The organism is Burkholderia cepacia GG4 (assembly GCF_000292915.1).
Taxonomy (GTDB): domain Bacteria; phylum Pseudomonadota; class Gammaproteobacteria; order Burkholderiales; family Burkholderiaceae; genus Burkholderia; species Burkholderia cepacia_D.
This window is the reverse complement of record NC_018514.1, coordinates 320,631-345,435: the sequence shown is the minus strand read 5'-3', so window position 1 is coordinate 345,435 and position 24,805 is coordinate 320,631. Positions and strand designations below refer to the sequence as shown.

Here is a 24,805-nt window from a genome sequence, read left to right as displayed (position 1 = left end):
TCTACCGCAGGCGCGTCGATACGCGCCCGTCTTGCAGGATCGCAAGCGTAAGCGCCGCGAGGCCGCACAACGCGATGAGCGCCAGCAACGCGTTCTTGCCGACGTGGACCATCACCCAGCCGCCAACCGATGGAAAGCCGAATACGCCGATGAAATACGATGCGGCGAACCACGTCAACGCCGAGCGACGATGCGTCGCTTCTGAATCGTTGACCGCCTGCGCCTGGATGACCGGATACACGAGGCCGTACCCGGCGCCGAGCAACACCGCGGCCGCAGACTGGAACGATGCGTGGTACGGCACCGCGAACATTGCCGCGATGCCGAGCACCATCATGACGAGCAACGCTTTCGTGGCGGTTTCGGAGCGCACATTGATGACGAGACGCGAAAGCAGCCAGCGCGTCAATACGACTGTCACCGCGTAGAGGCTGAAGAACGTGCTTGCGTGCGCATGCGTTCCTTGCACCAAAGACATCTGGAACGTCATCAAGCCTGAGAAGACGCTGGCACCCAGCGCGATCATGACAATCGGATAAAGCGCGCGCGTGCGGGCGATCGCGCCGATGTTGCGGAGCCACCGATCCCGTAACGGCGATTCGGGCGCGCGCGGCGACAGCCGACCGAAGGTTTCCAGCATGAGGGACGCGATCACGCACAGGCCGCCGACGGTGTAGAGCACGCTGCCGACCGACCAGTGCAGCGAACGAATGGCGAAAGCAGCGAGCGCCGGGCAGGCGCCGATGCCCGCCATTTGAAACGTCGCGAAACGAAAGAACCACAATCCGCGATCTGCATCGTTCGTTCGCTCGGCGAGCGACATCGGCGCGGCAACGTAGAACGCACCCCAGCCGAATCCGATGAGGAATCCGGGCAACAGATCGAGGAGGCCAACGCGTTCGATGATTGCGAAACCCGCGACACCGGCACCGACGCAGAGCGCCGCGAGCGCGGCCATCCGCGTCGTGCCGATGTGCTGCGAGAACCAGCCGACGAGCGACACGCCGAGCGATGTGCCGGCCATCGCGCCGGCGAGCGCCACCCCGGTGTCAACGTCGTTTCCGCCGATCGCCCCGAAGCGCATCGACAGCAGAAAGGTCGCCCCGTACCCTCCCGCGGTGAGCAAGGTACCGACGAGCAAAAACAATGCACTGTGCAGGCGCATGACGGATGTCCGGGTCACCGATGACGATCGTCAATCGTCGAAACAGTATGCGCCAAAGCCCCGTGTTTTGGCCCCTCACGGTCGCCCCATGTGCGCGAACGCGGTCCGTTTTGTATTGCGAGGCATCTGCGCTTCGCATTGACACAGACACATACAAGAACCGCTTCGCGCGAAACATACGGGATACATCTGCCCGCTTCAATACGCCCATCCGCGCGCAGGGCCATCGCTGCAACGCCACAAATCATGAAGGACACGGGCTGTGAGATCGGTCCGAGCTCGGGCGCTTGCTTCACGACGATCGTCGCGCCCGACGGCACGCTGAGGGGGGCGTTCGCGGACACCGTTGCGCGTTCGTTGTATGTCGATGTATCTGCTCGCTGGGTGGATACCCGCTTACGGGAGTGTTTTTATTCAGGATACAGGCGAGCAACGTCCGGGCGTTCCAATGGGCGCGAACGCACTCTGCGCCTAGTATTAGCTTCAATGGCTCGTGTGATCTCGGTGCCATTGATCGGTAACCCGGCTTTATCGCCAATCGGAGCACTTATGTCAGACGACAACCTTCTCCATTCACCGTCCCGCCGTCGTTTTGTTGGCACAGCGGCGGCAACCGTTGCTGCGGGTTCATTGAGTCAACTCGCGCTCGCAGAAACGAATCAGGCGATTACAACAGTCGGGAAAGCGGTGGGCGGCGACAAGACCGCCATTCGTCCGCTTCGCGTTCATGTGCCCGAGTCGCAACTCGTCGACTTGAGGCGACGCATCAAGGCGACCCGGTGGCCCGACAAGGAGACGGTCGCCGATGACTCGCAAGGCGTGCCGCTCGCGATGACGCAGGAACTCGCGCGCCATTGGGCGACCGATTACGATTGGCGCAAGTGCGAGGCAAGACTGAACGCACTGCCGCAGTTCGTGACCGAGATCGATGGACTGGACATCCATTTCATCCACGTTCGCTCGAAACATGAAAATGCCATGCCGCTCATCGTCACGCACGGGTGGCCTGGCTCGGTCATCGAGCAGTTCAAGATCATCGATCCGCTGACGAACCCCACTGCACATGGCGCGAGCCCATCGGATGCGTTCCATCTGGTCATTCCGTCTTTGCCGGGCTATGGGTTTTCAGGCAAACCGACCGGGACCGGCTGGGGGCCGGAGCGCACTGCGCGTGCCTGGGTCGTCCTCATGAAGCGCCTTGGATACACGAAATTTGCGGCGCAAGGTGGGGATCTCGGCGGTGTTGTCGCGAATGTGATGGGCAAGCAGGCGCCACCGGAATTGCTGGGTATCCACGTCAATTTCCCCGCGACGGTTCCACCCGAGATTGCAAAGGCGATTCAGGCCGGCGACCCACCGCCGTCCGGCCTGTCCGACGACGAAAAGCACGCTTACGATCAACTGGCCAGCGCGGCGAGGAAGCGGCGCGCCTATGCGTTGGAGATGGGGACTCGCCCGCAAACGCTCTATGGTTTGGCGGACTCGCCCATCGGACTGGCGGGCTGGCTGCTCGATCACGGCGACGGGTATGTTCAGCCGGCGGCGGCACTGACCTCGGCCGTGTACGGGCGCACTGTCAATGGAGAATCGGCAGGAGAGATGACACGGGACGACGTCCTCGACGACATCACACTTTACTGGTTGACGAATACGGGGATTTCGTCGGCGCGCTTCTATTGGGAGTCTCACTCCAACTTCCTTGCCGCCGCCGATGTGTCGGTTCCGGCTGCCGTGAGCGTCTTTCCTCGCGAAAACTATCAGGCGCCACGCAGCTGGACAGAGCGCGCGTACCACAACCTGATCTATTACAACCGGCTCGACAAAGGCGGACACTTTGCGGCATGGGAACAGCCGCAACTGTTTTCCCAAGAGGTCCGCGCGGGCTTGAGACCACTGCGCACATAACGGACCGCAAAGAACGGTGAGCGGATATGCGTGGACTGACCAGCAGGTCGGGCGGTATCCGCTGTCGTCGTTGTGCGGGGTGCTGTCGGTCAGCGTGAACGGCTATCGCGCATGGAAGCGCGGCGGCAAGCCGGGGCGAACGCGACTGACGGACACGCAACTGCTGACGTTGATCCGGACGATACATGCCGAGGTCATCCGCTCGGTCTCGGTCGCCGAGCATCTACGCCGCTCCGGTTTGGGAAAATCCATCGTTTCGTACTTGCTGACGGCATGCAGGACCCATGCTGTTCCGTCGGTGGTCCTGCTGACCACCACGGCAGAAGAATACTTTGCAGGCCACGGTTTTGTGCGGGTGGCGCGCCACGAGGTGCCCCATCCGTTGCCGGCATCATCCCAATTCCAGGGCGTATGTCCGGGATCGGCCACCGCGATGCTGAAGGCGCTCTAGGCCAAATTAGTAGTCCCTCGACCTTGATTCAACGAGGGAATTCTCGGCAGAACGCCGTGGAATAGCCTCGTCCCGCGACGGTGCACGTGATCCGATTCGCGTAGCGGCCGCACCTGCCGCGAGGCTGCCGATCTGCCGCATCGCGCGGCCGACATTTGTCAACCGAACGTCGGTTCTTGCAAGTGGATCGGACGCCCGAACGTCCGGGCAAGGGCGGCACCAAATGTCGCGTTATGGCCGGTCGGCGCCTTCCGACGCGCGACCGGCGACTTCCGACCCTGAACGGCCCTTCAGATTCATCCAAAGCGGCCAATCGTTGTGACCTGCGGCGGGATTTTGTAGCCACGCTCGATGAGTATCTTGGCCTCGGCGCGACTGCGGAATCATTCCCGATTAAATCGCTTCTCGCGCAGCGTGCCGTTGGAACCTTCAACGGAGTCGTTCTGCCAAGGGCAGCAAGAACGGACACAGCGTGTACGATCTGGTCTTCAAGAAAACCATCCAAGGAGAGTGGAATGAATCCGGAACAGGCCCGAGCCGAAGAAACCCAGGCGATGGAGCGCATGGTGGCCGCCACGCTGCGCGTGCAGAGTACGTTCGCCTCGATGCAGAAGCAATTTCCGCCGCAAGGCAGCGGCGAGCCTTCGCCGTTCGCGCTGCAAACCTTTGATGCCGCCCTGCAGGAACTTGAAGACGCACAGGCCGCGTTCGATGCGCTGCTGAACGATCTGATCGACGGTAACCGCTAAAGGCTACGCCCTTACCGGCGCACTTCAGGCACCAATGTTCAGGGAAGCATTTCTATCTCACGCGCTAGCGCCTCATTTTTTCTTGCGACCCACCGGAAAAGAAGCCCAAGAACCCCAAAGATGATCACGAAGGCCGCGAACTCGGCCGCAAGTAGACTCCCCGGGGATTTCGGGTGGATTACCAATCCTACTCCCAGCACGAATGGGAAAATGAACAAGATCCTAGCAAGCCACCGCAGCTGGTTACCTGTTGCTCGGAGTTTCTGTGCTGAACCACCGTTCTCCAGCGCGAATTGCGCTGGACTCAAACCCCGCGCCTTTGCACTTCGCCAGCGAATCGCTCGAAGCACTGCAACAAATAAAACTGCTACCGCAAGGAATATGTTGTACGTGACGTGCATGGCGCGATAGATTTTTAGATGGCAATTGGGCGCGGTCGCTGCGCAAAATTGTCGACGATGCAAGCCGGCGTGTCGAATGGCTGTTCACGGCGGTGGATTCAACCGGTCGACCATCGACTCGCGAAACGGTCATCCGCATGACACTAGTTGCTAGACCAAACGTCATTTTTTGTGCACCACGGTAGCGGTATCTGCGAAAACGTCGCTCGGTCGCTGCTGTCCGCCCCTTGCTCGACGCTCATCGTGACCGTAGTACCGTGCCGGCGATCGGGCGACGAAATCGAACCGCTTTCTGGCAAGAAGAACGAGTGCCCACGTGGAACGATGTTCTCAGCCCCTAACAGCCCGAAACGCTGACAGTGCGGCATGTACCAGAACCCGGCCTCGCCACTCGAGTCTGCCACGTATCTCCAATAGACCTCGCGCAGGCCGATTAAAGTCGTGCTGCTTTGCGCATGTGCTACTGGAACCCCTAATAAGCTTGCAAGCGAGACCAAGAGGAGTTTGTTTTTCAAGCGCGTGTTCCATGAGTGCTCACGCCGAGCGCGGCGCAAGCAGGGCTGTGTGAAGGCGAGATAGCCGGGGCAACGCGTCGTGGTTAAACCATAGGGAAGCCAAGGTTGATTGTCGACGATCTAGACGCCGACGTCGAATGACTGGTCATTGCCGAACCCGGCCGTCGAAGGCAGCACGGTACTCGCCCGCTTGGTCGGTGCCGGGACGACATAGTCGGTTTATATTGCCGGCGTTCCAGCACGTTGGCGCTGGAGTGGTTGACGACGTATACGGGGCGGTCGATTTTCTAAAGCGCCGAAGTTGAGCGTGCCTCAACTGGCGCAATGGCGGCAGCAATCGCCCGCAGCGGACCGCCATCTCTCCCCACCGGGGTCGTTCGTCAGCACTGAAACAATCGAAAGGAAGGCGCCAGGGCGATTGCTCGATCTGGACTGCGCTCAATCCGCAGGACGTCGCCTTTAACCGCGTGTGTCGACCCAGTTGCGTGCCCAGCGTGCCGAGTGCTGCAGCGCCTGTTTTTCACTCGGGAAGTAATCGAGCGAATAGAACTGGTAGCGGCCTTCGGCGCGTGAGCTATCGACGCGCTCGAGCAGCAGGTTGGATGAAAAACTCCCGTCGGGCAAGCGATGCGCCGAGGGTTGGACGGCATAGCCGTTGTACTGTTGAATTCGTTTGTTCTGCATTTTAATTTTAATGATGTTCGGGTGCGCGCGTGCCGTGCGAAATGTGCACCGATTCAAAGCCATTGCGAGCTGAATCTAAAGCAGTCGGAAAGCGCAAAAAGGCGTTGCTGCCGGAGGGGAGAGTGAAGTGCAACGAGGCATGTGGCGCGCGGATAGCTGCTGAATAAACAGATGCAGCCAAGAACGATCGCGCCAACTTTAGGAGACAACGCTCCGTGAGGGTGTCGCTGCGACCCGGCGTCCGTCGCGGGCGGCCGGGCCCTTCAAACTTACAGCGGCTTGATGTTGGCCGCTTGCAGACCCTTCGGGCCTTGCTTCGTTTCGAAGCTCACTTTTTGATTTTCAGCGAGCGTCTTGAAGCCGTCGGCCCGGATCTCGGAGAAGTGAGCGAAAAGGTCGTCGCCGCCCTTGTCCGGGGTGATGAAGCCAAAGCCCTTGCTGTCGTTGAACCACTTAACGATACCGGTATCCATGATGAATCCTTGAGGAAAAAATACGAAGATTTGCTCTGTTGAAGAGCGCTTGAAGCGTCAAGGAGGGAGAGGACAACGAATACCGCTGGGGGAGCGAGACATTGATGAACAGCAATCGGACTACTTGGACTTCGGCGTACACACTAACCGCCAGGAAAGGCGGAGTCAATGGTTATCTTGTAACTGTGTCACCAGGCGGCACGCTCGATGGGGAATCCGGCCATCGGCAGCGATCGCCCCTTGTGAGCCATTCAGCCAAAGTTCGCGACCGTCCGCTCGCCCACCTGCAAGCGACGATCGGAGACGACCCTGCAACTCGCCGCGCGGCGACCGTTGCGTATGACATTGCGGGGCATCCCGTGAGATCGCACCAACGCGTCAGCCCGAGAACCGGCCGTGCGGGGGTGATACGCCCGGAAGCAAGCAAGGCCCCCCGCTCATCCCCCCGCAACGGTCGCAAGCCGAACGCAACGATTCGCCCCCGTCGGCCGCATGCGCGACACCGTTACCAGTGCCAGACCTGATCGAATCGGTCGAACAGGGCGGGAATGTCGGCACGCGCGAGCGGCGTCAGGTCGCCGATGACATTTTCCTGCGACAGTCCGCAGTCGCGCATGTCCTCGGTGACCACATACACGGCAATGCCACCGCCGATCATCTTCGCCAGATCCTTGTCTAGCGCCGGCGGATGGGTCTGCCGGCGCGCGCCGAAGGCGAGGCCGCTGGCATCCTGCCCGCGCACCGCGTAGTTCACGGCGCTCCCGCACAGCAAGAGGCTGATGTCCGCGCCGGCGTTTTTCAGCACATGGTTCAGCCACAGGATGGTGTCGTCCTGTTCCTCCAGGGTAGCCCGGTACGCTGTCTCAACAATGCTCAGGACTTTCATGGCGCAGCTCCTATTTCGTCGGGATTACGAGCACGGCGTCGCTCTGGGTCGCGGACTCGAGAAAATCCTTCGGACTGCCTCGGCGGGGACCCTCGATCCAGTCGCCTGCGCCGCGTTCGTCCACACATAGGCCGCAGTTGATCCAGTCGAGCTTGACGCCCTGCTCGCCAGCGAGTTGAAACAGGGCTGCGACCCAGTCCCTGGTCACGGGGTGATCCTCTTCCTCCACGGATGTGCCCTTGACGGGATTGGCATGCGGCGCTTGCGCCTTCATGGTCAGATTGACTGCACCTTCGTAGGCGAACACCGTGACGTCGTGTCCCCGACGCAGTGCCGCATCCACGATACGCAGCGCCGTGGTGCTCGCGGCCTTCTCATACGGGGGATCCATCAGTGCCAGGGTCAATTTCTTACCGGTAGCCATCATGTGCTCCTTGCGTCAATGCCAAATGGCCTTCGTCCCAGCCACCAAAAGAAGATCCACGAGTTGATCGATGTCCGCCTTCTGGACACCTTCCGCCAGCCCTTCGATCGCCCGTTCGCGCAGCGAGAATTCGTCGGCAAGGACGGTGATGCCGCTGCGCGTCAGATCCGCATATCGCTCACTGAATTTCGCCCCCGGGCGACTGGAAAGCACACCGTTCTGAACCAGGAACAGTGTGACCGTGTTGCCCCTCTGGCGTACGCCCCTGAGCAATTCATCGACGCGCTGGGGATCCCCGCCGCCAAATGGATCGCGCGACTCTACGAACAGGTAATTTGCCATGTCAGACTCCTGCCGGCCTCCGGCCTGAAAAAACGCTCCCCCGATGTGTTGCCGTGGTGTCGCGCCCGTCGCAAGTAACGAGCACGGACTCGCCGCACGGCGCGTGGGCCGCGGGCACAGTTCATGAGTTGGGTATAGCAGAACGGGCAAACAGTCCAAATAACCACCTGTCATAAGCAGGCGTCTTTTCCGGTGCGACAAGGCTGATACGGGCCGAGGAGCGGCCATTCTCCGGCACGACGGGCGTGTCTCTTCGTGGCCGATCCCGGACGTCAAAGGCGGCGTGGCGCTCACCCGTCCGATCGGTGCCGAAGCAACCACATGCGAATTTATATTTCCGGTGTGCAAGCACGCTCGCGCTGGAGTGGTTGGACACCGGGCGACTGCCCTGGACAGTCGCGAAACACCTCCCGGCGCCTACGCACAAGTAGGGAGCTTACCCATCCGGACCGGCCCGCGCCGATGCCATAATCCCGCCAACGCACCGGCCGATGTGCGATCCCGCCAACGTCATGTCAGCGCTATTTCGCAGGAAGATAGGCAGCATCCTCGGATTGCTTGCAATCCTGATGGCGACGCTCGCACCAACGGTGTCGCAAAGCCTGTCGTCCGAGCACGAATTCGACGTGGTATCAGGCGCGTTCTGTACCACGCAGAACGATTCGGACATGGCGGGCCCCGATCACGCATCGTTGCCCGGGAAGGCGGGCCACTGGCAGGCATGCGCGTATTGCGGGCTGCTTGCCGACTTGCCGGTGTTGCTGAGCGGGACGTCCGGATTCGTGCCGACGGATTGGGCCACCCATCCCGCGCCGGCGCCGCTGCTCCAGACGCCCCATAGCGTTTTCAAGTTCACCGCGGCACAGCCGCGCGCGCCTCCGCTCTCATCCTGATCGAGTCAGCCAGGCGGCGATGCAGGTGTCATTGCATCGCCGCATTCTCGCGCGTCCTTTGACAGGCCCGCGAGCACTGCAACGCGACTTCCAACAGGGGTGACCCATGCGCACCAAACCTGCACGCGGCACGATGCCGCCGCTGACGGCGCTCGTCGTTTCCGCCGCCATCACCGTCCCGCTTCTCTTCCCGTCACTTGCAATCGCACACGCCATCGCCGGCAACCGCGTCTTTCCGGCGACCATGGCAGTCGACGATCCCGGCGTCGGGGATGAGGTCAACCTGGAATTCGGCCACATCAAGTCCGACTCGGGTGACGGCGAAAACCAGAACACCAATACGACGTCGCTCGAATGGGACAAGCTGATCACGCCCAGTTTCGCGCTATCCGTATTGGCGACCTATGTGAACATCAATGCGCCAAACGGCGGCTCGGCGAACGGCTTCGACAACATCCAGCTAGGAGCCAAGTACCGCTTCTACGTGAACGAAGCGCACGAGTTCATGGCGTCGGTTGGCGCGATCGCGGAACTCGGCGGCACGGGGGCGAGCGCGATCGCCAATCCGCACTCGGCGATCACGCCGACGCTCTATTTCGGCAAGGGGTTCGGCGACCTGCCGGACAGCCTGAAGTACCTGAAACCGTTGGCGGTTACCGGGACGGTCGGCCCGCGCGTCACGATGAACAGCGCCGATCCCGATTCCCTGAGCTGGGGTGTCACGGTGCAATACAGCCTGCCCTATCTCCAGAATTTCGTGCAGGATGTCGGGCTCAAGGCGCCGTTCAGCAACCTGATCCCGGTGGTCGAATTCCCGATGAGCACATGCACCGGCGGCCCCTGTTCGGGGCATATCACCGGAACCATCAATCCCGGCGTACTCTGGCTCAACCGTTGGGGGCAGTTCGGCGTCGAAGCGCAAGTCCCGATCAATCACGCCAGCGGAACGGGCGTGGGCATCCTGTTGCAGGCGCACCTCTATCTCGATGACGTGCTGCCCCACTCCGTCGGCAAGCCGCTGTTCGGCAAAGGGGAAAAATGATGCGCCCATTCAACCGGCTTCGTCCGGGCGCGCGCGCGGCGGCCATCGCAACGGGCGTCCTGATCGCGTCGACAGCATTCGCCCATGTGTTTCCGCAGCGGCAAACGCCGTCGGCGGGTGCGGAAGTGGCCGCGCCCGCGAGCGTGTCGATTACCTTCGACGGGCCGCTCGAACCCGCGTTCAGCTCGCTGATCGTCAGTAATTCGACGGGCACGCAGGTGAACACCGCACGGGCGGAAGTCGATCCGAACGACAGGAAGTCGATCCATGTGGCGTTACCGCCACTGCCTGCCGGTTCATACTCGGTGCACTGGGTGGCAGTCGCGGCGGACGGACACCGCACGCACGGCGACTATTCGTTCAAGGTGAAGTAAGGCGCCGGGGAGCATGGCCGGTGATCGGTCGCTTTCCGGCGCACCGGCCAAGCGACCGACCCGCTGTCGCCGCTCATGTACGGCTGATCCGATCGCACCATGCCATCACGATTGCTCGCGGCGGACGCCGGAAACCTGCGATTCCGAGAGTCGTGATGTCAGCGTCGCCCTTTCGCTGAGCCATGCGACGAAGACGGCGGTTCGCAGCGGTAGTTCGGAATCCGGAGTATGCACAAGATAGTAGCTGTAGGGACTACGCTGTGAAAACTCGCCGAATGGCAGAATCAGTTCGCCGTCGTCGATGCGCTTTTGTACCAGACGTTGACGGCCCATCGCAATGCCGACGTTATTCAACGCTGCGATGACGCACAAATCAGACTGATCAAAGCTGAATCCGCGTTCCGGCAATTCGAGGTTCGGCATGTTCTGGCTTGCCCACAGCGCCCATTCCGCCTGGCAGGACGCATGATTCCACGCAAGCGAATCGTGCAACAGCGTGCATTCGACGATGTTGTCGGGGTTCCCGATCAGCCGATGGCGCTTGGCATACTCCGGGCTGCATACCGGCGCCATTCTCTCGTCCATCAGCTTATGGACGACGAGACCGGGAAATTCGCCGTTCGCATAATCGACGGCCACATCGATATGTTGCGTCCTGAAGTCCACGTTCTCATTCCCGACCCTGAGATCGATCGACAGACCGGGATAAATTGCCGAGAACTCTGCCAGTTGAGGCACCAGCCAGCATCGCGCAACGGACGGCCGGGCGTACACGGTCAACCGTCCCTCGATGGTCGCCGCCGTTGCCGGCTCGAGCGCCGCCGCAAGCTCGCTCATGGTCCGCTGCAAGATCCTGAACAGGCGCTCTCCCTCCGGCGTGAGGGAAATTTTGCGCGTCAGGCGTTGAAACAGCCGCATCTCCAACGCGTCTTCGAGCCTCCTGATGCGATGGCTGACCGCGCTGGCGGTCAGACATAGCTCCTCGGCAGCGCGCAGGAAGCTCATATGGCGAGCCACGACCAGGAACGTATGAAGGTTCGCGAATTGGCTGCCGTCGAGCCGATTCGCGATCCGCGGCGGCAGGTTGTACATGATGTCCATTCCCTTCGTCGGTCGACCTTGCCGGTGCGTGACACCAGGGAACCGGTGCGGCTCACTGGTCAGCGTGCGAGCGCTTTCCGGCCCCTGGCGAGGTAGTCGACCATCTCCTCTTCCGGAACCATGCTGCCGCCGGTCGCCCACGCGAGATGCGTGGCGTTCGCCAGCACGCTCGAATCCATCTGCATGCGGGCGCGGTACGGGCCCTGATCCGGTCCGAGCACGCGCGCGATGCCCGGAACGCCTGCCAGAGCCGAAGGCTCGAGCCGGACATTCTCTCGTTGCGCAACCAGGGCAAGCAACGCGTAGAGTTCCTCGTCATCGACCGTGTAGTAGCCGTCCAGCAGCCGCTGCATCGCTTTCCCGACGAAGCCGGACGGTCTTCCAACCGCCAGGCCGTCCGCCGCCGTCACGTTGTCGATTCCCAAGTCTTGTACCGATATTGCGTCGTGCAAGCCAGTGTATACACCAAGCAACATGCACGGCGAATGCGTGGGTTCCGCGAAAATGCAGTGCACTGCATCGCCAAACAGCAGCTTCAGTCCAAACGCCACGCCACCGGGACCGCCGCCGACACCGCAAGGCAGATAGACGAACAGCGGATGCCGGGCGTCCACGACGATGCCTGCAGCGGCCAGCTGGGACCCGAGCCGGCTTGCCGCTACCGCATACCCAAGGAACAGATTCCGCGAGTTCTCGTCGTCGACGAAGTGGCACGCAGGGTCCAGTTCCGCCTGCTTTCGGCCTTCACGTACGGCCACGCTGTAATCCGACGCGTGCTCGACAACCGTCACGCCATGGCTGCGCAGCCTGTCCTTTTTCCATTGTCGTGCGTCGGCCGACATATGAACGGACACGTTGAAACCGAGTGTCGCCGCCATGATCCCGATAGACAGCCCCAGATTCCCGGTGGATCCCACGGCAATGCGATGCATGCCGAAAAAAGCGCGGAAGGCTTCGCTGTCCAGCCTCGCATAATCGTCGTCGCGTGTCAGCAGGCCAGCCGCCAATGCGAGGTCTTCGGCGTGCTTCAGCACCTCGTAGATGCCACCGCGCGCCTTGATCGATCCGGAAATCGGCAAATGACTATCGAGCTTCAGCCAAAGCTGCCCCGGCAACGCGATGCCATATCGGGCGGCGAGCGTCTCCTGAAGCCGGGGCACCGATCGGATCTCGGACTCGATGATTCCGCCTGCCTCCGCAGTTTGCGGAAAGACGCGCGCGATGTACGGCGCAAACCGCACGAGCCTGGCGCGGGCATCGTCGACGTCCGCCGCCGTCAGCCCTACGTCGGTCAGTGCTTCCTCGGTTGGCCGTACCTCGGGATTGAACCAGGCGGTCTCTCTCAATTCGACGAGGATGTCGAGAAGCGGGTGGCTTTCCTTCCACTGTTCAACAGATTTTCCTGCAATCATGATCTTCTTCGCGGCTCGAATATGAATGGCTGACTTAGTGAACAAGGGTCGACAACAAGAGCGTCAGCCCAAGCGCTATTACCGATGCGAGCGTGGTGCTCGCGGAAAACTTCTTCAAAGCCTCGGACAGCGAGACGCCGAGATACTCCTTGACCACCCAGAATGCCGAGTCGGTCACGTGCGTCCACCCGATGGCACCCGCCCCAACGGCGATGACCATGATCTCTGGCCGTAGCGTCGGATGACTGGCGAGCAGCGGCGCCACCATGCCCGCAGCACTCATCATCGCGACCGTGGCGGAACCGACGGCGAAGTGCATCAGTCCGGCCACCAGCCATGCGAGAAAGATCGGGTTCAGGTCGGAATGGGCCAGCTTGCCTGCGAGCACCTGACCAATGCCACTGTCAATCAACATGCCGTTGAACGCGCCACCCGCGCCGATGATCAGCAAAATGCCGGCCAACGGCGGGAAGCTTTTCTGGGTGCTTTGCAGCATGCTTGCCATCGTTGCGCCGCGACGAATGCCGAGGGACCAATAGGCGAATACGACTGCGATAGCGAGCGCGGTCAGAGGATTGCCAACGAAGGCGAAGAGCTTCGCGACGAACGGGACATTCGGCAGGCTCGACGTCAGCGTCCTTGCCACCATCAACACGAGGGGCAATGCGATGGTCAGCAGCGTAATGCCGAAACCAGGCAGGGCGCGCACCTCGTCTTGCACGTCTCCGTGGCCGGCGAGGAACGCATGTTGATCCGAAGACGCACCACGCTTGCAGACCCAGCTGATCCAGAGCGGACCGGCAATCGCGGCGGTCGGCAGACCCACGACCAGTCCGTACAAGACGACTTTCCCGACATCCGCGCCCAGCATGCCGGTAACGGCCATGGCGGCAGGATGCGGGGGGAGCATGCAGTGCACTGCCATCAGCGATACTGCCAGCGGCACGCCCAGATAGAGCAGGTTGATCTTCGTCTCGCGCGCGACGACATAGACCAACGGGATCAGCAAGACAAACCCGACCTCGAAGAACACCGGGATACCCGCGATGAATCCGACCAGCATCATGACCCAGGAGGCCCGCTGGTGGCCGAGACGGGCGAGCAGCGTCTGGGCAATGCGTTCGGCGCCACCTGACTCCTCCAGCATTTTTCCGAGGATGCTGCCCAGTCCTATAATCGCTGCGAGAAAACCCAACGTTCCGCCCATGCCTTTCTCGAACGATGCGACGATGCTTGATAGCGGCATGCCCGAACCGACGCCGACGACGAAGCAGGCTGCGAGCAACGCCAGAAATGCATGAATACGGACTTTGACGATCAGCACGACGATCAATGCAATCGCCGCGAACAAAACCAGTAGCAATTCCGTACTTCCGTCCACGATGTCTCCTGTTGTTTGAATTGAAATTCGCGCCGCTCCCCATCTCGGGAGGTGAGGCGGCCACATTTGACATGTGAATCCGGGGAACGACAAACGATGAATCGTCAGCCAACGGCTGATCTGGATTCAACCGTCCAGGCAGGACCAGACGCGTGGTTGCAGGAATCGGCCGCGCGGCTTCAGGCGCGTATATGGGCGATTCAGGATGTCAGGAGCGGCGTGGCGCCCCCCGTCCGGTCGGTGCCGATGGGTTCGAATGCGCGTTTGTATTTCCATCGTGCAAGCACGCTCGCGCTGGTTGACGACGTGTGCGGAGCGGTCGATTTTCTGAAAACACCGATGTAACCACCGAAGTGACTCATGGGAGAGCATCAGTCATGCAACCGGAACACGCTTCAGATCTCGAAACGACTCACCACGCAGGCGCGGACGGCCGCACGCCCGCGCCAATTCCGCCGATCGTGCCCGCGCAGACCGCGCTGGTGGTGATGCACTACCAGACCGACATCCTCGGCCTCTTTCCATCGGTCGCGCCCACCCTGCTCGCCAATACGCGCAAGCTGTGCGATGCGGCGCGCGCCGGCGGCGTGCACGTCTGTTTCGCCAATCTCCGCTTCAGCCCCGGCTATCCGGAAGTCAGTCCGCGCAACAAGAACGGGCAAGGCATCAAGCAGCTCGGCTTGTTCGTCGACGACGGCCCGTCGCCGGAACTCGGCCGGCGGGACAGCGAGCCGCTGATCGTCGCGCATCGCGCGAGCGTGTTCTTCGGCACCGACCTGCAGGCGCAGCTCGTCGCGCAGGGTATCGATACGCTGATCCTGGTCGGGATCGCATCGACCGGCGTCGTGCTGTCGTCGGTTGCGCACGCAAGCGATGCCGATTTCCGGCTCTATACGGTGAAGGACTGCTGCTACGACCCGGATCAGGTCGTGCACGAGCATCTGTTCGCGACCGCGTTTGAGACGCGCACGACAGTGCTGGCGCTCGCGGACGCGCTGCGCTTGCTCACGTAGACGCGCGACGTCCACGCCACGCCGGCCGGAACCGTCCCGGCCGGCGCAGCCCGCATTACTTCGCGATATATACGCCCGACGTCGGACACGTCCCTGGGCAAGCCGGTGCGGGTCAGGCCGGCCACGATCGTGAGCGGCTGATCGTCGGCGTTCGCCACGGACGCCGCGCTAGCGGCGCCGGCTCATCGACGGTCGAACGGCACGCGCCAACGGCACGCCGGCACTCACGACCCGCTGCCGAGCTGCGTGCAGGCGCGCACGGCCGCCTCGGGGCCTTCGAGCGCGAGGATCTGCCACACGCCAATGCTCACGCGCTGGCGCGCCACCGTCGACGCATCGGCCAGCAGTGCCTCGACGCCCGGCGCCGCGTCCGGCGCCTGCTGCTTCAGCGCCGCGTGATGCCGGGCGCGCGACGCCGGTGCGGATTCGTACACGTCGCAGAGCCGCACCATGCCGGCCAGCCCGGCCAGATCGTCGTCCTTGTCGATCGCGCCGGCCTCGACCGGCGCGAGCCCCTTGCGCTCCGCCGCCGGCAGCATGCCCCGCGCGGCTTCGTCGATCGTGACGGCGGACGACGGCGGCAGGCCACCGATCACCGCGACGATCCGGCTGCCCGCGGCGATCATGTCGCCCTGGCATTCGATCTTCCGGTCGGCCGCGACGTTCGAGCAAAACGACACCGACGTGCGATAGACGTCATTGCTCATGCGCGGCATCTCGTCGACGCTCGCCTGCACGAGACCGGCGCCCGCCAGCGCCAGGGAAACGGGAATCAGGATGCGGAATGCACTCGTCGGTTTCATTGTTGTTCGTCATGCGGGTTCTGATGGCGTGCCACGGCGCCGGATCGCCCGGCGGTGGCCTATGTCGCGCCGGGCCCTCGTCCGGCGCCCCGTGATTATTTCATCGACGCGGCTTCCGATCCACCCTGCGACAGCGCCGCACTGTCCTGCTCGCGCCACGCGCGGCGCGACGCCATGATCGCCGTCACGGCCGAGCGCGCGACCTGCCACCACGCGAACGGCCGCGGATCGGCCAGCATGCTGAGCGCACGCGCATAGTCGAGCGTGAGGCCGGGCGTCCATGCCATCGTCACCGCGCGCTTGCGGATCTGCGCGGCCACCCACAGCTCGGGCGTGAGCAGCAGCCGGACGAATGCGCCCCACCCGGCCCGCTCACCCTTGAGCCGCCACACCGCGCCGTCGAGCGCGGCTTCGAGCGCGTTCGACACGGTGCTCGAGCAGTTGCGATGCGTGAGGTTGTAGGTGACGGTCTGCCGGTACGACGACCAGAACGCGTCCAGCTTCGCCGGATCGTAGTTGCGAATCCGGACGCGCACGGTCGACGGGCACCATGCGTTCGACTCGGTCGCATAGTCGGGCTGGAACAGGCCCGGCACGTCGTTCTCGCGGGTCGCGCGCAGGAGCCGGGTGAATTCGTCCGGAGAACGATCGATCTCGACGGCCGGATACAGGCTGATGTAGATGCCTTCGGGCGACTCCAGCGCCGCGTGGCCGGTCGAGATCACACCGTTGACGTCCACCGCCGCGATGTAGCGGTCGATCACCGAATAGCGCTGCGCTTCGGCCTTCGACGTGCCGGTCGGCGTCCACACGTGCACAGTGAGCGCGTGCTCGTGGTCGGCCGGCGGGCCGTCCCAGTCAGCTTGCGTGAACCGCGGGATGTCGGGCGCCACGTCGATGTCTGGCAGGATCGCCGGCGCCGACGACATGACGAACGCGGGGTTGCGTGTCAGCCGCCGCACGCGCGCGGCGAGGCTCAGCATGTGCATCCCGCCGAACGTCAGCAGCAAGCCGAGGCAGTACGGCACGGTGCCCACATAGTGGGTCGGGTACGGCTGGTAGAAGAAGATCGCGAGCAGGATTTCGACGACGCCCCACCCGAACGCGACGTGCCAGCGCCGGTAGCGCACCATCCACGCGGACGTGCACTGCAGCAACCCGTCGACGAGGAACAGCGTGCCGAAGATCATCGACAGCAGGAAATGGCCGTGGTGATGGCCCGCGCTCGACGAAGAGCGCGAACGGCCGATGATGGCGATCGTTGCGGCGCAGCGGTAACACGCACCAAACGGTGGTCACAATTTCCACAGCCTGTTCGGTGAATCTATAGCCGCTACGCGGCGCGCGAAATCCTGCGCAAGAAGACCACGTGCGGCCGACAAGACTTACTGAGTCGCCGAGCGTCGAACTCAACACCGGCACGACCACTCTGCGCGTCGTGTCGATTCGCCCCAACATGCCAGCCCTACGCGAGCGTCGCCTATTCGATGTATTCACCGTCGATGGCTAACACTCTCGCTGCTTCGGCCACGCGCGACTCGAGATCCAAGCCCTTCGCAATCGGCGCCTTCCATTCGCCGTCCGAACCCTCAAAAAACGTCGACCCTGCCGCTCTCCGGGTTCTGCGGTCACACTGAACCCACGCTTGCGCCGTCTTTCGGAAAACACAAACCAATAGACACACACCAGCTTAAATTTAACAAAGTTTGCAATATCACAGTCAGCAACAATTTTCTTTTCTCAAAAAAATAATCACTTGAAAGACAGCCAACAAAATAATTAACCTGTCTAACACAGGAATCCAAATTTGAAACCGAAACGAAAATCTCAAAAATTAACCAGTCCCGCATCAATAAATTACCCCCCTCAACCCGCTACAAAGGAGGTTTAGATGCATTCCAAGCAAAGCTTCTTCACAAGAAAGAGCGTCAGATCGATCGCCGTCACCTTTGGCATAGCAATTACCATGCTCCATCCCGGCATCGCCGCCGCAGAAGGGCTTGCCAACAAAATCCTCGAAGGCCCGAACAATTCGAATCAACGCGCATTTACAAGCTGCACTGTCTTTTACACAATGTGTATCCAACGGTACGGCAGCAGACCTGGCAGTACCGCCGGCATGACGCGATGCGGGGATTGTTTGAACAACTGCAATCGCTCGAATGGGTGGTGGCCGAGGATAACCGGTTGCGCCGTATAGAAACAATGATTCATTTCGTCGCGAGCGCCAACACTGGTCGACCCCAAATTCCTCAACCTTGCCAATACCATCGTCCGTTCGCGACGAATCTGCAACCTTCCCTTCAAATTGAGGAATTCAAATGACTCAAAGCAAAGATGATAAAAATATAGTCCACGCAACATTTTCGAACACGTCCTTCAATATCATTTCATCCGCAGTTTCAAAAAGAAATTTTACTGAATCATGTGTTCTTATTGGTGGAGACTGGCATCTCGGTCCGCTCAAGGAACGCAACACCAAAACTCTTTCGGCATGGTTTTCCGAGAATTTTGGCTATGTTCCGGAAAATTTATCGACCAACGCCCAGGCCATCGACCAAGGCGCAAAAATTTTCGCATGGGTAAACCCTCTATCGTCAGACGAATATGCGAATTTTATACATTGGACGAGCTCTCAAAGAATGCGAGAATTTTTCTTGATCTCGCTTCCCGAAAACGCGACCAACTCCACCGTGAATTTCCACGACCTCGCCATTTTTCTCGACGATGCAGCGGAGAAAAAGGTGCGCGACATCAAACATTACATCCAAGAATGGGATGCCCTAACCAACGAAAATTCGGACTTTAGACTGATCGACTGCACTGGAAAAATCCAGTCATTCGCGTCATCGCATTTCGACAAATACATCATCAATTTCATAACCAAGGAATGGGAACCAGCCCCGATAGTTGCATTACGCATAATGGAAAAACTTGATTCAGAGAAGCAGGCATTCCCGGGAGACATATTTATTTATCATCACCTCGAGAAACTTTGCTTGAGCGGCGCCATAGAAAAGCAAGCCAACGTCAGCATCGCACAAACTCTAATACGGGCAACGAGCGCATGACAGTTCGCCACCCGCCCAAATTACAGCTCTTACGTACCATGCCGAATAATCTGAGACTATACGCCGCGCCACTCCTGACGATCGTTCTCGCCACAGTGCACGTGAACGCCGTCGCCGTTCAGGAAGAAGAAAATCTGAGGCGAATCTTACAAATAAAAATCCCGGAATTAAAAATAGAGACTGTCGCCCCATCTGAAATTAATGGTTTATATGAAATCACCGCGGATTCCCGGATTTTTTATAGCAATCCATCCGGCTCGCACATCATCATCGGGAACATATTCGACACCATCAGCCAGGAAAATCTGACGGAAATTCGATTTAATAAGATTAACAACATAAATATCAATGACCTACCATTTCAGCACGCAATAAAGATAAAAAACGGAACCGGAGCACGAGTGATCGCCACATTCTTCGATCCAAACTGCTCATTTTGCAAGAAAATGAGTCCCGAGCTGAACAAGATCCCAAACTCAACCATATATATTTTCCTGTACCCCATCCTTTCCGCTGACTCAGTCATCAAGTCTGGAATGATTCTTTGCGCCGACAACCGATCACTGGCATGGAGGCAATGGATTCAAAAAGGAAAAATCACTGCTCCTCGCAGAGCATGTCAGCCAGCCATCACCAACGAACTCCTTTCACTGGGAAAGAAGCTCAACATCAAGGGAACACCCACCACATTCCTGCCTTCTGGCGAAAGAACCGCTGGATTTATTTCCAGAAAAGATCTGACCGAAAAGATTGATCGAAAATAATCACGTCGATCGCCCAACCTCGGCGCGCTCCTAGAGTTGTAAGAAACGTTCCTTGGTCGTTCGCGCTTACCTCGGAGAGAAGCCACTCTGCCACTGCGCGTTGCTCCCGTGCATTTGCCTGTCTATTTCACAGATTGCAACAATGGAAAAGCTCAAATTCCGTTCAGGCGATGCAATCGGCACAGTTCGGCACAATTCCTACACGAATTCACGAAATTACCTCGATTACCATAACCGACCGACTCGAATGGGCACCGCCACGCGATACCTGCCCGACTCTGCTTCGATCGAACTGCACCGCATGCCTCGCTAGCTAGATCATCCCGATTGGCCATCCACACTGCCGACGCCCGACTCATCACCGCCGCATTGTCATGAATCAGAAGATCCGCCGCAGACTCATTGTGCTGACCATCAGCAGTGTCGTCGCCATCGCCACCGTCGTAGCCCTAACGATATTCGCGCCAAACAAGCATCCGCAGTACCTGACTGCACACGTCACGCGCAACGATCTCGAAAACGCAGTACTCGCGACTGGTGCGCTGCAGGCGTTCAAGCAGGTCGACGTTGGTGCGCAGGTGTCGGGGCAGTTGAAAACGCTGAAGGCAAAGCTCGGCGACAAGGTCGTCAAGGGCCAATGGCTCGCCGAAATCGATCCCGTGATTTCCGAGAATGCACTGCGCCAGGCGCGCGCCAGCGAGGAAAGTCTGCGCGCGCAGCAACAATCGACCGCCGCGCAGCTCACTCAGGCCGAACTCGCATTCCGTCGCCAGCAGGCGATGCTGCCCGACGATGCGACGTCGCGCGAAGCCTTCGAGGCAGCACGTGCGGCGCTCGACGTACAGCGAGCGGCACTCGCGTCGCTCGCCGCGCAGATCCGCTCTGCGCGCATCCAGATCGAGACCGCGCAGGCCAACGTCGGCTATACACGCATCGTCGCGCCGATCGACGGCGAGGTCGTCGCGATCGTCACGCAGGAAGGCCAGACCGTGATCGCACAACAGCAGGCACCGGTGATCCTGAAACTCGCCGATCTCGACACAATGACCGTCAAGGCGCAGATCTCAGAAGCCGATGTGATCCGTGTGCGTGCCGGGCAGACTGCGTATTTCACGATCCTCGGCGAACCAGACAAGCGGCACTACGGCAAGCTGCGTGCGATCGAGCCGGCGCCGCAGAACTACGCCGATGCGCAGAGTACGCTTGGCGGCGGCGCGAAGTCGAACAGCGCCGTGTTTTACAACGCGCTGTTCGAAGTGCCGAATCCCGAGCATCGTCTGCGCATCTCGATGACGACGCAGGTCAGCATCGTGCTCGACAACGCGCGCAACGCCCTCAGCATGCCAACCGCCGCGCTCGGCGAGAAACACAAAGACGGCACCTACTCGGTTCGCGTGCTTCGCGCCGACGGCAGCACCGAAGCGCGCGCGGTGCGCATCGGCATCAACAACAACGTGCGCGTCGAGGTGCTAGCGGGTCTGAAGGACGGCGAGCGCGTCGTGATCGGCGAAGCCGCCGCGGACGAGCACGCGCCGCTCGCGGACGTGGTGTGACGATGAACACTCCCCTGCTGAAACTCGCCGCCGTCACGCGGCGCTTCCCGGCTGGCGACAAGGATGTCGTCGTCCTGAACAACGTGACCATTTCGATCGACGCGGGCGAGATCGTCGCGATCGTCGGCGCGTCGGGGTCCGGCAAATCGACGCTGATGAACATCCTCGGCTGCCTCGATCATCCAAGCGAAGGCATCTACACGGTCGGCGGTCGCGACACGCACATGCTCGACAGCGACGAGCTCGCGCAACTGCGCCGCGAGCATTTCGGCTTCGTGTTCCAGCGTTATCACTTGCTGCCGCACGTCGACGCCGTCGCGAACCTCGAGATGCCGGCGATCTATGCGGGCGCCGCGCGCATCGAACGGCACACGCGGGCACGCGCACTGCTCGCGCGCCTCGGACTCGCCGATCGCGCGCATCATCGGCCCGGTCAGCTGTCGGGCGGCCAGCAGCAGCGCGTGAGCATCGCACGCGCGCTGATGAATGGCGGCCAGGTGATCCTTGCCGACGAACCGACGGGCGCGCTCGATACGAAAAGCGGCCAGGACGTGCTACGCATCCTGCACGAGCTGAACGCACTCGGCCACACGATCGTCATCGTCACGCACGACAAGGCCGTCGCGCGCCATGCGCGGCGCATCATCGAGATCAGCGACGGCGAGATCGTCTCCGACCGGCCGAATCGCCATTACGCCGAGGCGCTCGCCGAAGCGGCGATCGACGCGGCGCCCACGCACGACGGCGACGACACGCTACCGCCAGCCGCACGCGACACCCGTGCGCGGCGCTTCACCGCCAGTACCGGCCGCTTCGCCGAAGCCTTCCGGATGGCGTGGATCGCGCTCGTGTCGCACCGGTTGCGCACGCTGCTGACGATGCTCGGTATCATCATCGGCATCACGTCGGTCGTGTCGATCGTCGCGATCGGCGAAGGCGCGAAGCGCTACATGCTCGACGAAATCGGCAGCATCGGCACGAACACGATCAACCTCTATCCGGGCACTGACTGGGGCGACAACCGCGCCGACTCGATCCAGACGCTCGTGCCCGCCGATGTCGCCGCGCTCGCCGAGCAACCGTACGTCGACAGCGCGACGCCCGAAACGTCGCGCACGCTGCTGCTGCGCTATCGCAACATCGACGTGAACGCGCTCGTGAGCGGCGTCGGCGACCGTTTCTTCCAGGCGCGCGGCATGCAGTTCGCGCGCGGCATCGCGTTCGACGACGAAGCAGTACGCCGTCAGGCGCAGGTGGCCGTGATCGACGAGAACACGCGCCGCAAGCTGTCCGGCGCGACCGGCAATCCGATCGGCGAAGTGATCCTGGTCGACAACGTGCCGTGCGTCGTGATCGGCGTCACGGCCGACAAGAAGAGCGTGTTCGGCAGCGTGAAAAGCCTGAACGTGTGGGTGCCTTACACGACTGCGAGCGGCCGGCTGTTCGGCCAGCGCTATCTGGACAGCATCACCGTGCGCGTGCGCGACGGGCAACCGAGCGCCGCCGCCGAAAAAAGCCTCGAGAAACTGATGATCCAGCGCCACGGTCGCAAGGACTTCTTCACGTACAACATGGACAGCGTGGTCAAGACCGTCGAGAAGACCGGCCAGTCGCTGACGCTGCTGCTGTCGCTGATCGCGGTGATCTCGCTCGTCGTCGGCGGGATCGGCGTAATGAACATCATGCTCGTGTCGGTCACCGAGCGTACGCGCGAAATCGGCATCCGGATGGCGGTCGGCGCGCGGCAGTCCGACATTCTGCAGCAGTTCCTCGTCGAGGCCGTGCTCGTCTGCCTGCTCGGCGGCACGATCGGGATCGCGCTGTCGTTCGGGCTCGGCGCCGTGTTCTCGATGTTCGTCGCGCAATGGAAGATGGTGTTCTCCGCCAGCGCGATCGTCACCGCGTTCGTCTGCTCGACGCTCATCGGCGTGATCTTCGGTTTCATGCCCGCGCGCAACGCGTCGCGGCTCGATCCGATCGATGCGCTCGCGCGCGACTGACGGAGCCTGCCCATGACGCACTCCTCATCGTTTCGCCGCTTCGGCGCCTTCGCCTTCGCGTGCGCGGCAGCGCTGCTGGCCGGCTGTGCGGGCGCGCGCCACGCGCCTCTGCCCGTGGTCGCGATGCCCGCGAACTGGGCGGCGCCGGTGTCCGCCGATGCGCCGGCCGCGACGCGCGACTGGTGGCGCAGCTTCGGTGATCCGCAGCTCGACGCGCTCATCGACGATGCACTGCGCGCGAACAACGATCTCGCGATCGCGGCGATCCGCGTGTACCGCGCGCAACTGCAGGCCGGGTTCGTCGATACGAACCTGGCGCCCACGGTTTCGCTTGGCGCGAACGGCGGCGTGTCGCGCACGCTCGATACGCACCGGATGAGCCGGTCGAGCGGCATCACCGGTTCGCTCAGCTACGAAATTGACCTGTGGGGCCGGCTCGCCGCGTTGCGCGACACCGCACGCTGGGAAGCCGATGCGACCGCCGCCGATCTCGAAGCGGCGCGGTTGTCGCTAATCGGCACGACCGCGTCGCTGTACTGGCGGCTCGGCTATCTGAATCGGCAGATCGCGCTCGGCGACGCGAACATCGCGTATGCAGTGGGCACGCTCGTGATCGTGCGGTCGCGCCACACGGCCGGCGCCGTGTCGGGGCTCGACCTCGCGCAGGCCGAACAGAACCTGGCCGCACAACGCGCGGCGCAGACGCAGCTAATCCAGCAACGCACGGAGAACCGTCACGCGCTCGCGATCCTGTTCGACCGGCCGCCGCAGCAACTCGCGGCCGAACCGTCGGCCCTGCCCGACGCGGCGCCGCCCGAGGTCGCGGCCGGCCTGCCCGCCAGCCTGCTCGGCCGCCGCCCGGACCTGCGCGCGGCGGAGTTCCGGATACGCGAATCGCTCGCGCAGGTCGATGCGACCCGCACGAGCTTCTACCCGACCTTCACGCTGACCGGCAACGCCGGCACCTCGAGCACGAGCCTCGAGCGCGTGCTCGCGAACCCGGTCGGTACGCTCGGGCTCGGCCTCGCGCTGCCGTTCATCCAGTGGAACGCGATGCAACTGCAGATCAAGGTCTCGAAGACACAGTACGAGGAAACCGTCGTCGGCTTCCGGCAGCGGCTCTACACCGCGCTCGCGGAAGTCGAGAACGCGCTGTCGGCGCGCGTACAGCTCGCACGCGAGGCCGAACAGCGTGCTCTGTCGCTGACGCAGGCGCAGCGCGCAGAACGGCTGGCCGCGGCGCAATTCGCGTCCGGCGCGACCGCCGTGCAGCCGTGGCTCGACCAGCAGCAGCGGCTAAGGGACGCGCAAAGCGCCGACGAGCTGACGCGGCTGAACCAACTCAACAACCAGATGACGCTGTACCAGGCCCTAGGCGGCGGCACGTCCTGACCAGCGGCCCC

The 24,805-nt window shown here is 61.7% G+C and carries 22 protein-coding genes and 2 pseudogenes; 13 read left to right on the top strand and 11 right to left on the bottom strand.

Annotated elements, in window-relative coordinates; genetic code table 11:
- Window position 1 precedes the first annotated feature (1 nt).
- Window positions 2-1,165 carry an MFS transporter gene (locus tag GEM_RS17340; protein WP_014898664.1) on the bottom strand — a complete coding sequence of 388 codons (1,164 nt, stop codon included), beginning with the start codon at window positions 1,163-1,165 and terminating at the stop codon, window positions 2-4.
- 549 nt (window positions 1,166-1,714) lie between these two features.
- On the opposite strand from GEM_RS17340, the gene GEM_RS17335 reads away from it, so the two are divergent.
- The 3 genes and pseudogenes from GEM_RS17335 (at window position 1,715) to GEM_RS17330 (ending at window position 4,270) form a co-directional block, all read left to right on the top strand.
- A complete protein-coding gene (locus tag GEM_RS17335) occupies window positions 1,715-3,070 on the top strand; it encodes an epoxide hydrolase family protein (protein WP_014898663.1) in 1,356 nt (451 codons plus the stop codon).
- A 25-nt stretch (window positions 3,071-3,095) separates the two neighbouring features.
- Window positions 3,096-3,263 (top strand): annotated as a pseudogene (locus GEM_RS31335) (IS3 family transposase); the annotation flags it as partial.
- A gap of 773 nt (window positions 3,264-4,036) precedes the next feature.
- Window positions 4,037-4,270 carry a hypothetical protein gene (locus GEM_RS17330; RefSeq protein ID WP_011549124.1) on the top strand — a complete coding sequence of 78 codons (234 nt, stop codon included), beginning with the start codon at window positions 4,037-4,039 and terminating at the stop codon, window positions 4,268-4,270.
- 1,375 nt (window positions 4,271-5,645) lie between these two features.
- Here the strand turns inward: GEM_RS17330 and GEM_RS17325 are convergent.
- The 5 genes from GEM_RS17325 to GEM_RS17305 form a co-directional block, all read right to left on the bottom strand.
- A complete protein-coding gene (locus GEM_RS17325; protein ID WP_041490721.1) occupies window positions 5,646-5,870 on the bottom strand; it encodes a hypothetical protein in 225 nt (74 codons plus the stop codon).
- A 269-nt stretch (window positions 5,871-6,139) separates the two neighbouring features.
- The gene (locus GEM_RS17320) at window positions 6,140-6,343 is read right to left on the bottom strand and encodes a cold-shock protein (protein WP_011549079.1); all 204 of its coding nucleotides are present in this window, start codon (window positions 6,341-6,343) and stop codon (window positions 6,140-6,142) included.
- Between the two features lie 505 nt (window positions 6,344-6,848).
- Window positions 6,849-7,229, bottom strand: a complete 381-nt coding sequence (locus GEM_RS17315) for a DsrE family protein (RefSeq protein ID WP_014898660.1) — start codon at window positions 7,227-7,229, stop codon at window positions 6,849-6,851.
- A gap of 10 nt (window positions 7,230-7,239) precedes the next feature.
- Window positions 7,240-7,653 carry a DsrE/DsrF/TusD sulfur relay family protein gene (locus tag GEM_RS17310; RefSeq protein ID WP_014898659.1) on the bottom strand — a complete coding sequence of 138 codons (414 nt, stop codon included), beginning with the start codon at window positions 7,651-7,653 and terminating at the stop codon, window positions 7,240-7,242.
- Window positions 7,654-7,668: 15 nt separating this feature from the next.
- Window positions 7,669-7,995, bottom strand: a complete 327-nt coding sequence (locus GEM_RS17305) for a hypothetical protein (protein ID WP_014898658.1) — start codon at window positions 7,993-7,995, stop codon at window positions 7,669-7,671.
- A 491-nt stretch (window positions 7,996-8,486) separates the two neighbouring features.
- Between GEM_RS17305 and GEM_RS17300 the strand changes: the two genes are divergently transcribed.
- The 3 genes from GEM_RS17300 to GEM_RS17290 all read left to right on the top strand — a co-directional run bounded on the left by GEM_RS17300 (window position 8,487) and on the right by GEM_RS17290 (window position 10,304).
- Complete coding sequence (locus GEM_RS17300) at window positions 8,487-8,888, top strand: DUF2946 domain-containing protein (protein ID WP_014898657.1); 402 nt, start codon at window positions 8,487-8,489, stop codon at window positions 8,886-8,888.
- A gap of 106 nt (window positions 8,889-8,994) precedes the next feature.
- A complete protein-coding gene (locus tag GEM_RS17295) occupies window positions 8,995-9,930 on the top strand; it encodes a hypothetical protein (RefSeq protein WP_014898656.1) in 936 nt (311 codons plus the stop codon).
- A complete protein-coding gene (locus GEM_RS17290) occupies window positions 9,927-10,304 on the top strand; it encodes a copper resistance CopC family protein (RefSeq protein ID WP_014898655.1) in 378 nt (125 codons plus the stop codon). The genes GEM_RS17295 and GEM_RS17290 overlap by 4 nt, the downstream gene beginning before the upstream one ends.
- Before the next feature lie 105 nt (window positions 10,305-10,409).
- Here the strand turns inward: GEM_RS17290 and dsdC are convergent, their stop codons facing one another.
- Genes dsdC through GEM_RS17275 form a run of 3 tightly spaced genes read right to left on the bottom strand, consistent with a single transcriptional unit; the run spans window position 10,410 to window position 14,198 of the window.
- Entirely contained in the window at window positions 10,410-11,405 is a 996-nt protein-coding gene (gene dsdC, locus GEM_RS17285) for a DNA-binding transcriptional regulator DsdC (RefSeq protein WP_272148429.1), read from the bottom strand.
- Between the two features lie 59 nt (window positions 11,406-11,464).
- On the bottom strand, window positions 11,465-12,817 hold the full coding sequence (gene dsdA, locus GEM_RS17280; RefSeq protein ID WP_014898653.1) for a D-serine ammonia-lyase: 1,353 nt from the start codon (window positions 12,815-12,817) through the stop codon (window positions 11,465-11,467).
- A 34-nt stretch (window positions 12,818-12,851) separates the two neighbouring features.
- A complete protein-coding gene (locus GEM_RS17275; RefSeq protein ID WP_014898652.1) occupies window positions 12,852-14,198 on the bottom strand; it encodes a gluconate:H+ symporter in 1,347 nt (448 codons plus the stop codon).
- A 96-nt stretch (window positions 14,199-14,294) separates the two neighbouring features.
- Between GEM_RS17275 and GEM_RS31330 the strand changes: the two genes are divergently transcribed.
- Together GEM_RS31330 and GEM_RS17270 are read left to right on the top strand one after the other, a co-directional pair.
- Window positions 14,295-14,543, top strand: a complete 249-nt coding sequence (locus tag GEM_RS31330) for a hypothetical protein (RefSeq protein WP_148283854.1) — start codon at window positions 14,295-14,297, stop codon at window positions 14,541-14,543.
- A 32-nt stretch (window positions 14,544-14,575) separates the two neighbouring features.
- The gene (locus GEM_RS17270) at window positions 14,576-15,211 is read left to right on the top strand and encodes an isochorismatase family cysteine hydrolase (protein ID WP_014898651.1); all 636 of its coding nucleotides are present in this window, start codon (window positions 14,576-14,578) and stop codon (window positions 15,209-15,211) included.
- A gap of 224 nt (window positions 15,212-15,435) precedes the next feature.
- On the opposite strand, the gene GEM_RS17265 is transcribed toward GEM_RS17270, so the two are convergent.
- Both GEM_RS17265 and GEM_RS17260 read right to left on the bottom strand, forming a co-directional pair.
- The gene (locus tag GEM_RS17265) at window positions 15,436-16,014 is read right to left on the bottom strand and encodes a hypothetical protein (protein ID WP_014898650.1); all 579 of its coding nucleotides are present in this window, start codon (window positions 16,012-16,014) and stop codon (window positions 15,436-15,438) included.
- A 95-nt stretch (window positions 16,015-16,109) separates the two neighbouring features.
- A pseudogene (locus GEM_RS17260) lies at window positions 16,110-17,237 on the bottom strand (HdeD family acid-resistance protein); the annotation flags it as partial.
- Between the two features lie 1,098 nt (window positions 17,238-18,335).
- Between GEM_RS17260 and GEM_RS17255 the strand changes: the two are divergent.
- From GEM_RS17255 to GEM_RS17240, 5 genes are all read left to right on the top strand, one after another.
- Window positions 18,336-19,085, top strand: a complete 750-nt coding sequence (locus GEM_RS17255) for a DUF3658 domain-containing protein (protein ID WP_014898647.1) — start codon at window positions 18,336-18,338, stop codon at window positions 19,083-19,085.
- Window positions 19,082-19,849 (top strand): DsbC family protein, encoded by a 768-nt coding sequence (locus GEM_RS30180; RefSeq protein ID WP_014898646.1) that lies wholly within the window; start codon window positions 19,082-19,084, stop codon window positions 19,847-19,849. The genes GEM_RS17255 and GEM_RS30180 overlap by 4 nt, the downstream gene beginning before the upstream one ends.
- 374 nt (window positions 19,850-20,223) lie before the next feature.
- Window positions 20,224-21,402: a macrolide transporter subunit MacA gene (gene macA / locus GEM_RS17250; protein WP_014898645.1), complete on the top strand. Its 1,179-nt coding sequence runs from the start codon at window positions 20,224-20,226 to the stop codon at window positions 21,400-21,402.
- A 2-nt stretch (window positions 21,403-21,404) separates the two neighbouring features.
- On the top strand, window positions 21,405-23,402 hold the full coding sequence (locus GEM_RS17245; protein WP_014898644.1) for a MacB family efflux pump subunit: 1,998 nt from the start codon (window positions 21,405-21,407) through the stop codon (window positions 23,400-23,402).
- Window positions 23,403-23,414: 12 nt separating this feature from the next.
- The gene (locus tag GEM_RS17240; protein WP_014898643.1) at window positions 23,415-24,794 is read left to right on the top strand and encodes an efflux transporter outer membrane subunit; all 1,380 of its coding nucleotides are present in this window, start codon (window positions 23,415-23,417) and stop codon (window positions 24,792-24,794) included.
- Window positions 24,795-24,805 lie beyond the last annotated feature (11 nt).

Excerpts from the sequence above, each read along its gene's own strand:
- GEM_RS17340 (WP_014898664.1), bottom strand. The coding sequence starts at position 1,165 with ATGCGCCTGCACAGTGCATTGTTTTTGCTCGTCGGTACCTTGCTCACC.
- GEM_RS17335 (WP_014898663.1), top strand. The coding sequence starts at position 1,715 with ATGTCAGACGACAACCTTCTCCATTCACCGTCCCGCCGTCGTTTTGTT.
- GEM_RS17330 (WP_011549124.1), top strand. The coding sequence starts at position 4,037 with ATGAATCCGGAACAGGCCCGAGCCGAAGAAACCCAGGCGATGGAGCGC.
- GEM_RS17325 (WP_041490721.1), bottom strand. The coding sequence starts at position 5,870 with ATGCAGAACAAACGAATTCAACAGTACAACGGCTATGCCGTCCAACCC.
- GEM_RS17320 (WP_011549079.1), bottom strand. The coding sequence starts at position 6,343 with ATGGATACCGGTATCGTTAAGTGGTTCAACGACAGCAAGGGCTTTGGC.
- GEM_RS17315 (WP_014898660.1), bottom strand. The coding sequence starts at position 7,229 with ATGAAAGTCCTGAGCATTGTTGAGACAGCGTACCGGGCTACCCTGGAG.
- GEM_RS17310 (WP_014898659.1), bottom strand. The coding sequence starts at position 7,653 with ATGGCTACCGGTAAGAAATTGACCCTGGCACTGATGGATCCCCCGTAT.
- GEM_RS17305 (WP_014898658.1), bottom strand. The coding sequence starts at position 7,995 with ATGGCAAATTACCTGTTCGTAGAGTCGCGCGATCCATTTGGCGGCGGG.
- GEM_RS17300 (WP_014898657.1), top strand. The coding sequence starts at position 8,487 with ATGTGCGATCCCGCCAACGTCATGTCAGCGCTATTTCGCAGGAAGATA.
- GEM_RS17295 (WP_014898656.1), top strand. The coding sequence starts at position 8,995 with ATGCGCACCAAACCTGCACGCGGCACGATGCCGCCGCTGACGGCGCTC.
- GEM_RS17290 (WP_014898655.1), top strand. The coding sequence starts at position 9,927 with ATGATGCGCCCATTCAACCGGCTTCGTCCGGGCGCGCGCGCGGCGGCC.
- dsdC (WP_272148429.1), bottom strand. The coding sequence starts at position 11,405 with ATGGACATCATGTACAACCTGCCGCCGCGGATCGCGAATCGGCTCGAC.
- dsdA (WP_014898653.1), bottom strand. The coding sequence starts at position 12,817 with ATGATTGCAGGAAAATCTGTTGAACAGTGGAAGGAAAGCCACCCGCTT.
- GEM_RS31330 (WP_148283854.1), top strand. The coding sequence starts at position 14,295 with ATGAATCGTCAGCCAACGGCTGATCTGGATTCAACCGTCCAGGCAGGA.
- GEM_RS17270 (WP_014898651.1), top strand. The coding sequence starts at position 14,576 with ATGCAACCGGAACACGCTTCAGATCTCGAAACGACTCACCACGCAGGC.
- GEM_RS17265 (WP_014898650.1), bottom strand. The coding sequence starts at position 16,014 with ATGAAACCGACGAGTGCATTCCGCATCCTGATTCCCGTTTCCCTGGCG.
- GEM_RS17255 (WP_014898647.1), top strand. The coding sequence starts at position 18,336 with ATGACTCAAAGCAAAGATGATAAAAATATAGTCCACGCAACATTTTCG.
- GEM_RS30180 (WP_014898646.1), top strand. The coding sequence starts at position 19,082 with ATGACAGTTCGCCACCCGCCCAAATTACAGCTCTTACGTACCATGCCG.
- macA (WP_014898645.1), top strand. The coding sequence starts at position 20,224 with ATGAATCAGAAGATCCGCCGCAGACTCATTGTGCTGACCATCAGCAGT.
- GEM_RS17245 (WP_014898644.1), top strand. The coding sequence starts at position 21,405 with ATGAACACTCCCCTGCTGAAACTCGCCGCCGTCACGCGGCGCTTCCCG.
- GEM_RS17240 (WP_014898643.1), top strand. The coding sequence starts at position 23,415 with ATGACGCACTCCTCATCGTTTCGCCGCTTCGGCGCCTTCGCCTTCGCG.